Genomic DNA, 16,029 nt, shown 5'->3' with positions numbered 1-16,029 from the left:
CAGGCGGCTGCCCGGTTCGTTCCAGCGGACGATCTCGCCGGTCAGACCCGCGAACCCCAGGGCGCGCACGGTCTCGTCCTCGCAGTTCAGACCGGGGAACTGCAGGACGCCGATCCGGATGTCGCTCACGCCGCACCTCCTTCGTCCGCACGGCGGTTCAAGAGCCGCGGCATGGTGAGCTCGCGCACGTCGGCGAGCTCGTCGAGCGACCACATGACGCCGCCCTGCTGCAGGCCGTCGACCCGCAGCGTGGATTCGTCGGTCACCTCGCCGATCCGCGCGAACGAGGCCCCGTGCCGCGCGACGGCCTCTTCGAAGGCCGCGGCGGAATCGGCGTCGACCTCCACCAGGAAGGCGCCGCTCTCGCCGAAGGCGGCGGCGAAGTCCCCGTGGGCTCCGGCGAAGGCACCCAGGTCGATCCGCGCGCCGCGCCGCAGATCGCCGTTGGGTCCGAGGGCCATCTCGGCGACCGCGACCACGGTGCCACCCTCGCTCACGTCGTGGATCGCCTGCGCCCACTGCTGGTGGTAGGCCTCGAGCACGGTGCGGATCTCGGCGCGCAGCGCCTCGAAGTCCACCGGTGGCGGCGCCCCGCGCCAGTCGGGATCGAGAACGTGGGCCACCACGCTGCCCCCGAGTTCGGGCGTGAACGCACCCACGCGAAAGATCGGATTGCCCGCGGTCTTCAGCGACAGGCTGCGGCTGCGTCCCACGTCGCTCACGATGCCCAGGCCGCACACGATCGGCGAGGGCGCGACGGCGCTGCCCGAACTGCTCTGGTTGTAGAAGCTCACGTTGCCGCTCACCACGGGCAGCGGCTCGCCCTCGGCGTCGATGCGGCCGAGGCCGCGGCAGGCGTCGCCGATCCCCTGCACCCCGAGTTCGAAGTCGTGGAAGACCTCGGGGTTCTCGGGGTTGCCGAAGTTCAGGCAGTCGGTCACGGCCGCTGGAACACCGCCCACGCAGGCCAGGTTCCGGGCCGCCTCCACCACTGCGTGAACACCGCCGAGATAGGGGTCCACGCGCGCCACGCGCGGGTTGCCGTCGACGGTCACGGCCAGTCCTGCGGCGTGTCCGGGCACGGGAATCGTCAGCCCGGCGTCGGCGTTGCCCGGCTTCATCGCCGTGCGGCCCTGCACCTCGCTGTCGTAGTGCTGGTAGAGCTCGCGGCGGCTGCATAGATGCGGACTACCGAGCAGCTGCGGCAGCACGGCCGTGACGTCGCGCCCCTCGGTCAGCAGGGGATGCTCGCTGAAGTCGGGCTGGCGCGGGTTGGCCGGGCGGTCGTAGCGGATGCCCTCGGTGATCAGCTCCACCGGGACGTCCACGAGGACCTCGTCGCCGCGCTTCAGGCGGTACATGCGGGGCTCGCCGTCCTGCGGCGGCAGGATGCGTCCCAGACGCACGGCGCCGGCGCCGTCGTACATGGCGCCGATCTCGTAGGTCTCGTTGTAGATGCGCAGCACGTCGTCGGTCAGGCGCTGCGGCACGGCCAGGGCGAAGCGTTCCTGGGTCTCGCTGCAGGCGGCCACGCGGTCGGGAAGGTCGCCCTCGGCGAGGTTGGCGTGGGCCAGGTCGAGCTCGATGCCGAAGCCGCCGGCGTCGGCCAGCTCGCTGCTCACACAGGCGATGCCACCCGCGCCGAGATCCTTGAAGCCGATCGTCACGTCCTGCTCGCGGCAGAACTCGAGCACGGCGCGGTTGGCCACCACCAGCACGCGCTTGAGGAAGGGATCGGCGACCTGCACGCTGCCCTTGTTGTCGAGCGCGGCCGCGTGGTCGAGGTCGGCGCTGGCGAAGGCGGCGCCGCCCATGCCGCTCCAGTCGGTGGGCTTGCCGACGAGGATCAGGTCGTAGGGCTCGTCGGCGGCCTCCTTCGGCACGCGGCTGTGCACGATGTGGTCCTCGCGTACCACACCGATCGCCACCACGTTCACCAGGCAGTTGTCGTCGTAGCAGGCGTCGAAGACCACGTCGCCACCGAGGTTCGGCACGCCGAGGGCGTTGCCGTACATGGCGATGCCCTCCATGACCTCGCGCATGATCTCGACACTGCGCTCGGACTGCGCGCCCTCGGGATCGCCGAAGCGCAACGGGTCGAGCACGCCGATCACGTCGGCACCCATGCAGTAGACGTCGCGGACCACGCCGCCGATCCCGGTGGCCGCGCCCTCGACGGGCATGACCTGCGAGGGGTGGTTGTGGCTCTCGTGGGCCACGACGATGCCGTAGCGTACGCCGTCGATCTCGCCGAAGCGGATCACGCCGGCGTCCTCGCCCACCGGCACGATCACGTTGCCGGCCTCCGTGGGCAGATGCTGCTTCAGCACGCGGCGGCTGCTCTTGTACGAGCAGTGCTCGCTCCACATGGTGTCGAAGAGGGTGAGCTCGGTGTCGGTCGGATCGCGGCCGATCAGCTCGGCCACCTTCCGCGCCTCGCTCAGCGACATGGTGATCGACAGCTCGCGCAATGCGTCGCGCAGCGCGGCGTCGTCGAGTTCGGAAACCGAGACGATCAAGAGGACGGGCCTCCGGTCGGCGGGCGCGGGGGTCGGGAGCGCCCCCGGCGCTCCCCCGCGCGCCCGTGGGTGCTAGTGCGCCGCGCCCTCGTCGCCGAGGACGCGGGCGAAGATGGTGTCGACGTGACGCAGGTGTCGTTGCAGGTCGAAGCAGGCGTCGAGGGCGTCGGCGTCGAGGTGTCGGGCGAGTTCCTCGTCGGCGCGGGCGACCTCCTCGAAGGGTCGCCCCTCCTCCCAGCTGCGCATGGCCGCCGCCTGCACGATGCGGTAGGCCTCCTCGCGGGTCAGCCCCTCGCGGGCGAGCGCCAGCAGGATCGCACCGCTGTGGTACAGGCCGCCCGTCGACTCCAGGTTCTCGCGCATCCGCTCGGGGAACACGCGCAGTCCTTCGATCAAGGGCACGGTCTTGCGCAGCATGTAGTGCAGCAGCGTGGTCGAGTCGGGCAGGATCACCCGCTCCACGCTCGAGTGGCTGATGTCGCGCTCGTGCCAGAGCGCGACGTTCTCGATCGCCGCCTGCGCGTTCGTGCGCAGCAGACGCGCCATGCCGGTGAGCCGCTCGCACAGGATGGGATTGCGCTTGTGCGGCATGGCCGAGCTGCCCTTCTGGCCCTTGCCGAAGGGTTCCTCGGCCTCGCGCACCTCGGTGCGCTGCAGATGGCGGACCTCGATCGCCATGGTCTCGAGCGTGGCCCCGCACAGGGCGATGGCGTTGAGGAACTCGGCGTGGCGATCGCGCTGGACGACCTGCGTGCTCACCGGACTCACGCCCAGGCCGAAGTGCGCGCAGACGCGGGCTTCGACCTCGGGCGCGATGTGCGCGAAGGTCCCCACCGGCCCGCTGATCTGCCCCACCGCCACACGCTCGATCGCCGCGGTCAGGCGCGCGCGGTCACGCTTCAGCTCGTCGACCCACACCAGCAGCTTCAGGCCGAAGGTCGTGGGTTCGGCGTGCACGCCGTGACTGCGGCCGATCATCACGGTGCGCTTGTGCTCGACCGCGCGCGCGGTCGTCGCCGTGATCAGCCGGTCGAGTTCCTCGAGGATCAGCTCCCCGGCCCGCTTGCACTGCACGGCCAGCGTGGTGTCGAGCAGGTCCGAGCTGGTCATGCCCAGGTGGACCCAGCGCGAGTCGGGGCCGATGTGCTCGGCCATGCTGGTGAGGAAGGCGATGACGTCGTGATTGGTCGTCGCCTCGATCTCGTGGATGCGGGCGACGTCGAAGCCCGCCTTCTCGCGGATCGTCCGGGCGGCCTCGGCGGGGATCTCCCCCAGCTCGGCCAGGGCTTCGCAGGCGGCGACCTCGACGTCGCGCCAGATCTCGAAGCGCCCGTCGTCGGCCCACAGGCCGGCCATCTCTGGGGTCTGGTACCGCTCGATCATGAGGCGCGGAAAGTAGCACAGGGGCGCGGGGCACGCCAGGCTGCCGAAGCGCTCAGGGCGCCGATCCCGGCCCGGTCGTGCGATGCGTCCGCAGCAGCCCACGCAGGGGCCACAGCGCCAGCGCGCCGTACGTCACGCCGCCGGCGACCACCCGCACGAAGACGTGCGCGTCACCCAGCAGCTCCACCACCACCGCCATGACGGCCAGTGCCGGGAGCAGGACCATGATCGTGCGCACGAAGGACCGGTCGAAGCGCGGCAGGAAGGTGCCGACCAGGCCCACGAACAGCAGGGTGTGTCCGGCCGCCATGCCGAAGGCGGCCCCGATTCCGCCCAGACGCGGCACGAGCAGCCACGCCCCGACCACCGCGACCACCGCTCCGACCACCACCGCCGGCACGTAGCGCGACTGCCGGTTCTCGCTGATCAGCGCATTGCCCAGGAACATGCCCAGGGCCAGCAGGCTGGTGCTCACGATCAGCACCGAGAACACCGGTCCCGCGTCGGGGAACTGCGCCCCGTACAGCACGGCCATCAGGTCGTCGGCCACCAGGGATCCACCCACCGCCACCGGCAGCAGCGCCGCGCACACGAAACCGAAGTACAGGTTGAAGGCGCGGCGATGGCCGGCGGGATCGAGCTTCGCCAGGCGGCTGAAGCGCGGCAGCAGCGCCGACCACAACACCTCGATCGCCACCACCAGCAGCGCGATGATCCGCGACGCGGCCGCGTAGTTGCCCGCCACCTCGGGCGTGGCGAGCACGCCGAGCACGATCAGGTCGATGCTCACGAGCACGCGCAGCACGATCACGCTCGCCGCGATCGGCGTCGCCTGCCGCCACCGCTCCCGCGCCTCCGCCAGCGTGGGCAACACCGGCAGCGGCGCTCCTCCGATCCAGCGCGAGAGGGGAATGCCGACGATCAGCGCGGCACCGGTCAGGGCGAGCAGGTACAGGGCCGGAACGATCCGCTGCGGCGCGAGTCCCGTGAGCTGCTCCAGCGGGATCAAGAGGGCGAGCACGAACACGGCGTACAGACCCGCGCGCGCGATCTTCGCCGCTCCCACCCAGGTCATGCGTTCCAGACCCGCCGCGGCCCAGCTCAGCAGGAAGACCTGGGGAACGACCGACAGCAGGTAGATCCAGAAGACGACCGGATCCTCCCGCACGAAGGGCAGACGCGGCAGCACCACCGCACCGATCGTCAGCACCACCAGCGCCTGCACGGCCATCAGGCCCATGTGGGTGCGCACGTAGCGCCGCACGGCGCCCTGGTCGTCGAGACGCGACACCCCGCGGATGCCGGTCGAGATCATCCCCCACTCGGCCACGATCAGCGTGTAGGTCATGAAGGTCACGCCGATCTGGACGACCCCGAACCAGTGCGTGCCCAGGTGCCGCGCCAGGAACACGAGCGCGACCACGCCGAGCGCCTGGCTCGCCGCCTGACCGAAGGCCAGGATCCCGATGTTCTGCAGAACGCCCCGTGTGCCGCGCATGGATCGATCCGTCCGAGAGGAGGCCGCAGGATAGCCAGTCGACCCGCCGCCGACCACAACGGAACTGCGCTCGGATGCTCAGACCGACACCCTGCGCCCCAGCTCGATCACCTGGTCGGCCGGCAGGTGGTAGAAGCGGGTCACGCGGTGCTGGTTGCGGGCGAGCCAGGCGTACAGGTGCGAGCGGAGCTGGTCCATGCCCAGTTCGGGCGTGGGGACGTGGAACTCGTCGCCGACGAAGTAGGTCAGGCCGTCGAGATCCAGGTCGAGGTCGAACTCCCGGTCGGCCTGGGCCAGCAGCGCGGGCACGTCGATCCGTTCCAGGAAGCCCACGTGCGCGACCAGCCGGTGCAGGTCGTCGCGCAGCCGCTCCACGCGCAGCCGATCGTCGTCGGCCGTCCACGGCCGCCGCACCGTGCGCACGGTGAACAGCACCACGCGGCGGTGCAGGGCGTGATTGTGCTCGAGGTTGTCGACCAGCGTCCGCGGCGTTCCGGTGGCGGTGTGCGAGAGGTAGACGGCCGTCCCCGGCACCCGTCGGTAGGTCCCGCCGCCGCCGATGTCGGCCAGGTGCTGCACGGGATCGACCGCGAGGTCGCGGATCCGGCGCCGTTCGATCGCCCGCCCGCGCCGCCAGGTGGTCATCAGCAGCATGACGCCGCCGGCCACCAGCAGCGGCACCCATCCCCCGTCGGCGAACTTGAGCATGTTTGCCGCGAAGTAGGCCAGGTCGAAGACGACGAAGAACCCGCACAGGGCCAGGGCCGCGCTGCGCCTCCACCCGAACACACCCCGCAGCGCGGCGTAGAGCACCAGCGTGGTGATCACCATGGTGGTGGCGATCGCCACCCCGTAGGCCGAGGCCAGCGCCCCGGACGTCCGGAAGCCCAGCACCAGGGCCACCGTGGCCACCAGTAGCATCCAGTTCACGCTGGGCACGTAGATCTGTCCGCGCTCGGTGGCCGAGGTGTGCCGCACCGCCAGGCGTGGCAGGTATCCGAGCTGCATGGCCTGGTACGACAGCGAGAACGCCCCCGAGATGATCGCCTGCGACGCGATCACCGTCGCGGCGGTGGCCAGCACGACCATCGGCCCCATTCCCCACGCCGGGACCAGCTGGTAGAAGGGATGGTGGATCTCGGCGCCCCCACCGAGGATCAGCGCGCCCTGCCCGAAGTAGTTCAGCAACAACGACGGCAGCACGACCAGGTGCCAGCTCAGACGGATCGGAAAGGTCCCGAAGTGCCCCAGGTCGGCGTAGAGCGCCTCGCCGCCGGTCACCACCAGGAAGACGATGCCGAGGATGGTGAGGCCGGTCATGCCGTTCGCGACGAGGAACTGCACTCCGTGGCGCGGATCCAGCCCGCGCAGCACCCCGGGTTCGTCGAGCACCGACGCCACGCCCAGCGCGGCCAGGGTGGCGAACCACACCAGCATGATCGGCCCGAACCACCGCCCCACGCCGGCCGTCCCCGTGCGCTGCACCGCGAACAGCGCCACCAGGATGCCCACCGTGATGGGAACCACCCACACGCCGAGCCCCGGCGTGACCACCTCCAGCCCCTCGACGGCGCTCAGGACCGAGATCGCCGGGGTGATGATGCCGTCGCCGTACAGCAACGACGCCCCGAAGATTCCGAGCATCAGGATCCAGCTCCGGCCGCGCCCCTCGCTGCGGCGCAACACCAGTTCCATGAGGGCCAGGATTCCACCCTCGCCGTCGTAGTCGGCGCGCAGCACGAACACCAGATACTTGAGCGAGATGACGAACAGCAGCGACCACGTCACCAGCGACAGCACGCCCAGCACGTTCGCCTCGACCGGCTCCACCCCGTAGTGCCCGTAGAAGCACTCGCGCACCGCGTACAGCGGACTCGTACCGATGTCGCCGTACACGACGCCCAGTGCCGCCAACGACAGGAAGGCCCAGCGGCCGCGTTGTCCCTTCGCGCGCTGCATGGATCCATGATGCCTGCCCCCGGTGCGTCTGGCCACCGCCCGCACGGCCCGCCGAGGTGGGGAATCACCCCCTCACCGATCCCCGGCTCGGGATTCCACCCATGCCCGTCGCGTGCCGCAGGCGTCACCGTCGGTGCACCCGGTCCTGGAGACCGCCCACCCATCCCGGAGGCACGTCATGCGCATCCTTCCCACGATCCTCGCACTCGCGCTCGTGTTCACGATCGGCTGTGGCGGCGACGACGACGGCAGCTGGCAAGAGGAACGCGAACGGATGATGGAGTCCATGCAACAGCGCGTGGAACAGGTCGAGATGGAGATCGACTCCATGCACGGCGGCGACGGCCACGGAGGCATGCACTCCGACGAGCGCACCGCCCGCCTCGAGGAGGCCCGCGACCGCATGCGCCGGCGGATGCACGAGGCCGAGTCGCAGACCCAGGAGACCTGGAACGCCTGGAAGCAGGAAGTGCAGGGCGAGCTCGACCAGCTGCAGCGGATGATGGACGAGCGGGAGGAGTGACGGCCGTGGGCGTCAGGGCGCGGTGACGGTTGGGGATGTTCCGCGGTGGAGCCGGCACTCGACCAGCGGGTCCCTGCGACGTCCGGGAAGATTCGGTCGCAGCTCTGGGCTCGAAGTCGAGTGCACGCTCGGGCGGCGTACGAATACATTCGAAAAGGCTGGGCGGGAGGTCGTCAGTCGGCTCGGGCTGACGAAGCCAAATGTCAGTCCCTGGGGGCTGACATTCGCTGTTGTCATCCGTTGGCGGCTGACGATCCGAATCCCGGCATATCGAGGATATGGCTTCACCGAGAGACAACGCCCGGAGACGATCGGTCTGTCGGGTGCGACCAGGAAGGTCTGCCGCCGCCATTACGAGATCAATCACGACCCTCGCCTGGTGGCTTCCATCGGCGATGGGCCAGGCCTCCGCTCGCATCGCTTTCACCGCCAGGGAGGTTGTCCAGGGCCCGAGCGTGAAGATCGTACTGCTTCCCGCGGTTGTCGACCGATCGCTCGCCGACCACGCACCCTTTCTCGACTTCGATGAGGATCTCCTCCTCGTATTCGTCCGACGAGTCCGACGAGGTACAGCCCGCCGTCGGTGATCTCCCAGGTTCCGCGGTACCCGCGCCAGCATGCCGTGGTCACGATGAAGGCCTCTTCGGGCCCGGAATGCTCTCGGCCTCTCCCGTGTCTCGCTACGATCCGAGGGTGGTCCTCGGGAATCCCGGGACAACAAGTCATGGCGACGGCCTCGCCGTCGAGGATCAAGGTTTCCGGAATCTGTGCCGTCATGACGCCACTCTCCTCAATCGTGATCGATCACATCGAAGAATTCCAGTACGGCGGTCACGATGCGCACGAAGTCTTCTGGTTCCGGCGCGCCCGTCACGAACTCGAGTTGCGTCAGGTCACGTGGCACCGCTGCATTGTCGACCAACCAGTCGAAGCTCTTCGATTCCTTCGACCAGGCGTTCTTCGGTTCACGGTAGGTGGTGGCTTCCGCACGATTCGCGAGCTGGCTCGTGACACTTTCCTCGTGCCAGGACGACCAGCCGTCGACGTGGACCAGAAGACTCGCCAGCGCCCCTCAGTCCGCGACCGCGACTCCGTCCAGCCACGCCGCAAGCAGCTGGCGATCCTCCGTGAGCTTTCCCACCACGCGATACCGCGAGTTCGCCAGCACCGACGACGTGGCTGCATCCTCGTCGACCGCACACGTGGGCGCAACGAACGAGCTGTGGAGCATGCGCACCCCTCGTGCATCGACCGCCAGGAACGCCACGTGGTTGTCGAGCCCGACCAGGTAGAGCCCCGTCCCCCACTCCTCGACGGCCGCGAGGAAGTCCTCGAACGGCACCTGCGAGAAGCGGCGGACTTGATGCGGCGCCACGAGCGCACGAATCATCGTCTCCGACGCTTCCTGCGCCCATCGCACACGCGGGATGTCGAAGCCCGCGTCGCGCAACAACGTGGTGACGAAATAGCCGCACGCGATCGTGCCTTCACCCGGCACCTGCGTGGTCCCGGAATACGACCAGGGCGTGCCGTACCAGAAGGGCGCCAACCGGTCGACGATCGACTTGCAAAGCAGGGTCCCCGCTTTCTCGAAGGTCGCCTCATCGCGCTCGACCTCTGCCAACTCCGCGCGCCGCTCGTCGACATCGGACACGGCCACGGCGTAGTCGCTCGCGGAACGGAAGACCTCGGCATGCCCGGGACAGCAGCGACCGCGAGAGAATTCGTCGAGGCGCCGCGCGAACCGCGCCGCGTATCCATACGAGTGGCGCGCGTCGGGGGAGCGCGCCGTTCTCCGGTACACATCGGAGATGTCGACCATGGTCCGTCGAGTGGCCGGCCAATCGCTCACGAGTCGCGCGTCCGTCGTGATCTCGTAGGCCCAGCCCACGAGGGCGGCGGGGAACTGCGGTGGCGTCTCGTCGTCACCTGAGAGAACCGAAACGCTGTCCCACACGATGACCTCGACGCGACCGTCGCCGTCGACGTCCTCGAGCCACGGCAGGCGCACTCCCCGGAAGTCGGCGCTCGTGCCCCACGCCACGGTACTCGACTCGAAGGAGACACCACGCTCTGGCGCTTCGGACCCGGTCGGCCCGATGCCCACGTGGACCGTCCAGTCTCGATGGCTGCCGTGCGGCCCGTCGAGGTGCAAGAAGAGATCGTGGTCCGGACCACTCTCCTTGACCCACCGGCCCAACGTGTCGTGGTCACATGTCGAGGGCGTGGCGTTCCATCCGAGCACGACGAATCCTGATGCCGGAACGTCCACCTCGCGATGCTTCGGCCAGAAAGGACAGCCATCCGCGGTCGCGAGCGCAGGAAACAAGGAGAATGCGAACGCAAAGGCCAGCATACGTCTCATGCGCGACTCCTCACTCTCGAGCGCGTGATCCGATGCCCAGTGGCTCGGATGATACCGCGCCTCCCGACGCCGTGGCCACTCCAACCACCAAGCCCAGGGCAAGATGGACGCTACCGCGGATCAACCCGTTCCATGTGTCTGTCGTGTCGAATCGGAGCTCCGTCCACGTGCGGAAACCGCCAGAAGGCCCTACACTCCGGCCTCGGTCCTCCCGTCGACGGAATCGAGAAATGCAGAGATCCACGGCCCACACCATCCGCCTCGCCCTGGTCATCTCGCTGGGCGGGTTCATCTTCGGCTTCGACGCGTCCGTCATTTCGGGGGCGATCCGGTTCGTCACCGCGGAGTTCGATCTCAGCGATTTCCAGCTCGGCCTCGTGGTGGGCGCGCCCACGCTGGGCGGCATCCTCACCGCACTCGCCGCCGGCCCGCTCAGCGACCTGTACGGGCGACGAACGATGTTGCGGATCGTCGCGGCGCTCTACCTGGTGTCCGCCGTGTCGTCGGCCCTGGCCCAGTCCTTCGAAATGCTGGTGGCGGCCAGGTTCCTGGGCGGGATGGCGTTCGCCTCGCTGGCGCTGGCTCCCATGTACATCTCCGAGGTCGCCCCGGCCAAGCACCGTGGACGGCTGGTCTCCTTCAACCAGCTCAACATCGTTCTCGGATTCTCGGCGGCGTACTTCGCCAACTATTTCCTGCTGGGAGCGGCCGAGAGCGGAGCGACGTGGGCGAGCGAGTTGGGCATCGTCGACAACACCTGGCGCTGGATGCTCGGGCTCGAGATCCTGCCCGCCGGACTGTGGTTGATCGCCCTCTTCTTCGTGCCCGAGAGCCCCCGCTGGCTGATCATCAATGGCCACGAGGAGCGCGGTCGCGCCGTTCTGCAGCACCTCACCCTGGACAAGTCACTGGACGAGGAAGTCGCCGACATCATCGAGAGCTCTCACGGCGATGCACCGTCTCTCGGTGCCCGGATCCGCACCGTGTTCGGCCCGACGCTCCGCATGTCGCTGGTGGTCGGACTGGTGCTGGCGGTGGGGCAACAGATCACCGGCATCAACGTGGTCTTCTTCTATGCCCCGAGCATCTTCGAACAGAGCGGCATCGGGACCAACGCGGCGTTCGCGCAGGCCGTGGTGGTGGGCGTCGTCAACGTGATCTTCACGTTGGTGTCGATGGTGCTCATCGACCGGATGGGGCGCAAACCGCTCCTCCTGATCGGGCTCGGCGGCATCCTGTTCAGCATGCTGCTCTGCAGCTGGAGTTTCCACCAGGCGGAGTATCGGCTGGAGCCGGACGCGGTGGCGCAGCTCGAGAACCAGGACGTCGCCGCCCAGCTGCAGCCGATGCTGGGTGTGGACTACGACAACGACGTGCTCTTCAAGCAGGCCCTCGTGGAGGCGATCGGCGCCGAGGAGACCCGTCGCCTGCAGAGCGACTTGATCCAGTCGGCCATCGCGATCGATCCCGTACTGGTCCTGATCGGCATCCTCGCCTTCGTCGCATCGTTCGCCGTGTCCCTGGGGCCCGTGATGTGGGTGATGCTGCCCGAGATCTTTCCCAATCGGGTGCGTGGCGTCGCCATGGCCGTGACCGGCACGGTGAACAGCGCGGTGAGTTTCGGCGTGCAGTTCATCTTCCCCTGGCAACTGAACAACACCGGCGCGGCCAATACCTTTCTGGGCTATGCCCTGTTCGCGCTGTTGTTCTTCGCGCTGGTCCTCTGGTTGGTGCCGGAGACCAAGAACAAGACGCTGGAAGAACTGGAAGCGGAATTGCGCGGGGGATAGCGGCCACGGAACGGTTGGTGGGGATCGATGCATCGATCCGCGCTCGACATCAGGCCATGGACGAATCGTCAGCGTTTCTCGTAGCGTCGCTGCGGTCCACGCATCCCGATCGGACGGACGCTCGGATCGAAGAAGCCGTGCGGGAGGCGATGCGTGGCCGACGGGATCGATCTGCAGGCAGTCTTCCTCGGTCCGCTCGAGAGTCTCGGTCTGGACTACTTCGTGACCGATCATGCCGAGCGTAGTGGGTTCCGCGATCTCTGGGACCGGCTTCGCTCTCGAGTTCGGCGCGGGTCGTCTGCGGACGCCTCCCGACCCCCGCCTCTCGTCGCTGCCGGTCGGCAGTCCGGCACCTTTTTTCGTACACATGGGGAGGGCGCGTAGGAAACGCGGGGGCGCGGGTCGTCCGGTGAGCGAGATCGGTGCCCCGGGTCGGCCGGGCGGAACTCTACCCGGGCGGTCCGCCGTTCTCGGAGGAGTGGACGGCTCCCCACCGAAAACAGGAAGGAAGCGCACGTGGGTGATCAGCAGAGCACAGGCAAGTGCCCAGTGATGCACGGGTCCAACACACAGGAGAAGGCCGATGTGGTCGCCTGGTGGCCGGAGTCCCTGAACCTGGACATCCTCCACCAGCACGATCGCAAGACCGACCCGATGGGCGAGGACTTCGACTACCGCGAGGAGGTCAAGAAGCTCGACCACGAAGCCCTCGAGCGCGACATGCACGCGCTGATGACCGACAGCCAGGACTGGTGGCCGGCCGACTGGGGCCACTACGGCGGCCTGATGATCCGCCTGGCGTGGCACGCTGCGGGCACCTACCGCATCGCCGACGGCCGTGGTGGCGGCGGCACCGGCAACCAGCGCTTCGCTCCCATCAATTCCTGGCCGGACAACGGCAACCTGGACAAGGCGCGTCGCCTGTTGTGGCCGCTCAAGAAGAAGTACGGCAACAAGGTCAGCTGGGCCGACCTGTTCATCCTGGCCGGCAACGTCGCCTACGAGTCGATGGGCTTCGAGACCTTCGGGTTCTCCTACGGCCGCGAAGACATCTGGCACCCCGAGAAGGACATCTACTGGGGCGCAGAGAAGGAGTGGCTGGCACCGTCGGACAGCCGGTACGAGAACGTCGACAAGCCGGACACCATGGAGAACCCGCTGGCAGCGGTGCAGATGGGTCTGATCTACGTGAACCCCGAAGGGGTGAACGGCAAGCCCGATCCCCAGAAGACCGCCGAGCAGGTGCGTGCGACCTTCGCGCGCATGGCCATGAACGACGAGGAGACCGCGGCCCTGACCGCCGGCGGTCACACCGTCGGCAAGACCCACGGTAACGGCGACGCCGAGGCACTGGGACCGGAGCCCGAGGCCGCCGACGTCGAGGCACAGGGCTTCGGGTGGCACAACCCGAACATGGATGGCAAGGCGGCCAACGCCGTGACCTCGGGCCTCGAGGGCGCGTGGACCACCAATCCCACGCAGTTCGACATGGGCTATTTCGATCTTCTGTTCGGCCACGAGTGGGAGCTGAAGAAGAGCCCGGCCGGCGCCTGGCAGTGGGAGCCGATCGACATCGCCGAAGAGGACAAGCCGGTCGACGCGACCGACCCGTCCGTCCGGCACAACCCGATCATGACCGATGCGGACATGGCGATGAAGGTCGACCCGACCTACCGGGCCATCTGCGAGAAGTTCATGGCCGATCCGGAGTACTTCGAGGACTGCTTCGCCCGGGCGTGGTTCAAGCTGACGCATCGCGACATGGGCCCCAAGTCGCGCTACATCGGTCCGGACGTGCCGGCCGAGGACCTGATCTGGCAGGATCCGATCCCTCAGGGCGATACGAACTACGTCGAGGAAGTCGTCAAGGAGAAGATCGCCGAGGCCGGCCTCTCGATCGGCGAGCTCGTCTGCACCGCCTGGGACAGCGCCCGCACGTTCCGCGGCTCCGACATGCGCGGCGGCGCCAACGGGTCGCGCATCCGTCTGGCTCCGCAGAAGGACTGGGAGGGCAACGAGCCCGAGCGTCTGGCCCGGGTGCTGAAGGTCTACGAAGCGATCTCCTCCGAGACCGGCGCCAGCATCGCCGACGTCATCGTGCTCGGTGGCAACCTGGGCATCGAGCAGGCCGCCCGGGCCGCCGGCCACGACGTCCACGTTCCCTTCCTGAAGGGGCGCGGCGACGCCAGCGACGAGATGACCGACGTCGACTCCTTCGAGCCGCTCGAGCCGTTGGCGGATGGCTTCCGTAACTGGCAGAAGAAGGACTACGTGGTCAAACCGGAGGAGATGCTCCTCGACCGTGCCCAGCTGCTGGGTCTGACCGCGCCGGAGATGACCGTGCTGATCGGCGGCATGCGCGTGCTGGGCACCAACCACGGGGGCACCCGGCACGGCGTGTTCACCGAGCGCGTCGGTCAGCTGACCAACGATTTCTTCGTCAACCTGACCGACATGGGCTACCGCTGGGAACCCACCGGCAAGAACTCGTACGACATCGTGGACCGCAAGACCGGGAAGACGCAGTTCACGGCCACCCGTGTCGACCTGGTGCTCGGCTCGAACTCCATCCTGCGTGCCTACTCCGAGCTGTACGCGCAGGACGACAACGAGGAGAAGTTCGTGGCGGACTTCGTCAGGGCCTGGAACAAGGTGATGAACGCGGATCGCTTCGACGTCGAATGAGGCCACTGCGGGAGCGGGTACTCGTCGACCACGGTCTCGTTTCTTCGAAGACGCCCGGGGGCTCCCGGGCGTCTTCTTCTCGTTTCGACCGCTCCCGCTCCGATCAGGACGAGCTCCTGTACTCGAGCGAGTTCCAGACTCGTCTGCGTCACGGTGACGTCCTGTCTGCTGTCCTCCCGGAGGAAGTCGATCACCAGTTCCCGGGGCTAGACGACCATCATCGGTAAACGCGGCCGGATGGACCCCGACCACCCGTAGTCGAGCTCCACGGAGAACTCGCCGCGATCTTCCGGGGAAGTCAGGACGCCGGTGAGATCGGCCTGTTCGCCGACACCGCCGGAACCGACTCCACGATCGACCTCGAATTCGGCCGGGGCACTCAAGTGTATGTCGTCGCACTCGGCGTCCCCGACGGCGTCTCGGCGTACGAGTTCAGCGTGTCGGGTCTCGGTGCGGCCAACGTCGCGCAGTCATCCTACGAGCTGGCCGGGCCTGCGCCGTTTCCCATCGGCGATCCGGACGCTTCGAACTTCATCGTGGGGGCGGGCGGATGCATCGCGGATGATGCGGGGGCGACGGTCCTCGTGACCCTGACCCTGGTCGCCGTCGCCGAGGTGCCGTCGGACGCGGCAGTGTGCATCGGCCCATCATCGCCGAGTTCGTTCGATTCGGCGGGTCCGGGTTATGTCGATTGCTCGGATCAGGCGTTCGTCTTGAGTCCGGCCCCCAACGACGCCGGCAACTACCCCGACGGCTGCCTGATCCTCAATCCTTCACAGGATCCGGTGGACGGCGCGAACAGTAGCTTCGGTCAGGTGAAGGCGCGCTTCTGATCACGGTGTACCTGGGCGGGCCGTCGGGCCCGCGGTCGAGGAGGGCGTCCCGCGGGGCGCTCTCCTCGTTTCCGGGTTCCAGCGCGTGCGCCGTCCGGTGCGGGGTGATGCATCGACCTCTTCGCCGATCCCGCGGCGCGCTCGTACGCCGCGCCGTCGGGGATTCCCTGCGCCTCCGAGAACACCTGATGGCTGTACCATCCATCACCACCTGAGTTCTGGACGCTCCCACCGACGTCGCCTAGGCTCCCGCGCGTTCGCCGATCCGCGACGAGCCCGCCGGCGTGCTCGTGACGCTGCGTATCCGAGGAGTCCGCTGTGTGGAAGATCGGCTGTGGAGTCACCCTGCTCGGCTTCGTCCTCTCCCTGGCGAGCTGTGGCCTGTTCGGAACGGCGATCGGCCGTCTGCAGGAGCAGCGCTCGATCGCCGTCACCGAACTCGAGCGCGGGGCCGACGCGTGGTTCGGCGTCTTC

General features: G+C 68.2%; 10 protein-coding genes. 4 read left to right on the top strand and 6 right to left on the bottom strand.

The features are described from left to right. Positions 1 to 125: 125 nt before the first annotated feature. The 4 genes from purL to VKA86_09825 form a co-directional block, all read right to left on the bottom strand. Complete coding sequence (gene purL, locus VKA86_09840; GenBank protein HKK71507.1) at positions 126 to 2,519, bottom strand: phosphoribosylformylglycinamidine synthase subunit PurL; 2,394 nt, start codon at positions 2,517 to 2,519, stop codon at positions 126 to 128. Positions 2,520 to 2,591: 72 nt separating this feature from the next. After that, positions 2,592 to 3,902, bottom strand: coding sequence for an adenylosuccinate lyase (purB, locus tag VKA86_09835; protein HKK71506.1), 1,311 nt, complete (start codon positions 3,900 to 3,902; stop codon positions 2,592 to 2,594). Between the two features lie 52 nt (positions 3,903 to 3,954). Continuing rightward, positions 3,955 to 5,400 carry a flippase gene (locus VKA86_09830; protein HKK71505.1) on the bottom strand — a complete coding sequence of 482 codons (1,446 nt, stop codon included), beginning with the start codon at positions 5,398 to 5,400 and terminating at the stop codon, positions 3,955 to 3,957. Positions 5,401 to 5,478: 78 nt separating this feature from the next. Further along, positions 5,479 to 7,359: a KUP/HAK/KT family potassium transporter gene (locus tag VKA86_09825; GenBank protein ID HKK71504.1), complete on the bottom strand. Its 1,881-nt coding sequence runs from the start codon at positions 7,357 to 7,359 to the stop codon at positions 5,479 to 5,481. A 178-nt stretch (positions 7,360 to 7,537) separates the two neighbouring features. Here VKA86_09825 and VKA86_09820 point away from each other — a divergent pair, with 178 nt between their 5' ends. Further along, on the top strand, positions 7,538 to 7,882 hold the full coding sequence (locus VKA86_09820) for a hypothetical protein (protein HKK71503.1): 345 nt from the start codon (positions 7,538 to 7,540) through the stop codon (positions 7,880 to 7,882). A gap of 790 nt (positions 7,883 to 8,672) precedes the next feature. Here VKA86_09820 and VKA86_09815 read toward each other — a convergent pair. Next, a complete protein-coding gene (locus VKA86_09815) occupies positions 8,673 to 8,804 on the bottom strand; it encodes a hypothetical protein (GenBank protein ID HKK71502.1) in 132 nt (43 codons plus the stop codon). Between the two features lie 150 nt (positions 8,805 to 8,954). Then, positions 8,955 to 10,127, bottom strand: coding sequence for a hypothetical protein (locus VKA86_09810; GenBank protein HKK71501.1), 1,173 nt, complete (start codon positions 10,125 to 10,127; stop codon positions 8,955 to 8,957). Between the two features lie 350 nt (positions 10,128 to 10,477). Here VKA86_09810 and VKA86_09805 point away from each other — a divergent pair, with 350 nt between their 5' ends. From VKA86_09805 to VKA86_09795, 3 genes are all read left to right on the top strand, one after another. Then, positions 10,478 to 12,037, top strand: coding sequence for a sugar porter family MFS transporter (locus VKA86_09805; protein HKK71500.1), 1,560 nt, complete (start codon positions 10,478 to 10,480; stop codon positions 12,035 to 12,037). A gap of 516 nt (positions 12,038 to 12,553) precedes the next feature. Continuing rightward, positions 12,554 to 14,722, top strand: coding sequence for a catalase/peroxidase HPI (gene katG, locus VKA86_09800; protein HKK71499.1), 2,169 nt, complete (start codon positions 12,554 to 12,556; stop codon positions 14,720 to 14,722). 383 nt (positions 14,723 to 15,105) lie between these two features. Further along, complete coding sequence (locus VKA86_09795) at positions 15,106 to 15,555, top strand: hypothetical protein (GenBank protein HKK71498.1); 450 nt, start codon at positions 15,106 to 15,108, stop codon at positions 15,553 to 15,555. The last annotated feature ends 474 nt before the right edge of the window (positions 15,556 to 16,029 follow it).

The organism is Candidatus Krumholzibacteriia bacterium (assembly GCA_035268685.1).
Taxonomy (GTDB): Bacteria; Krumholzibacteriota; Krumholzibacteriia; order JAJRXK01; family JAJRXK01; genus JAJRXK01.
Note: the sequence above shows the minus strand (reverse complement) of the source record. Positions and strands in the feature narration are given on the sequence as shown.

What these genes read in the sequence shown, in the direction of transcription:
- VKA86_09805 (HKK71500.1), top strand. Translation starts at nt 10,478, where the DNA reads ATGCAGAGATCCACGGCCCACACCATCCGCCTCGCCCTGGTCATCTCG.
- VKA86_09825 (HKK71504.1), bottom strand. Translation starts at nt 7,359, where the DNA reads ATGCAGCGCGCGAAGGGACAACGCGGCCGCTGGGCCTTCCTGTCGTTG.
- purB (HKK71506.1), bottom strand. Translation starts at nt 3,902, where the DNA reads ATGATCGAGCGGTACCAGACCCCAGAGATGGCCGGCCTGTGGGCCGAC.
- VKA86_09830 (HKK71505.1), bottom strand. Translation starts at nt 5,400, where the DNA reads ATGCGCGGCACACGGGGCGTTCTGCAGAACATCGGGATCCTGGCCTTC.
- VKA86_09820 (HKK71503.1), top strand. Translation starts at nt 7,538, where the DNA reads ATGCGCATCCTTCCCACGATCCTCGCACTCGCGCTCGTGTTCACGATC.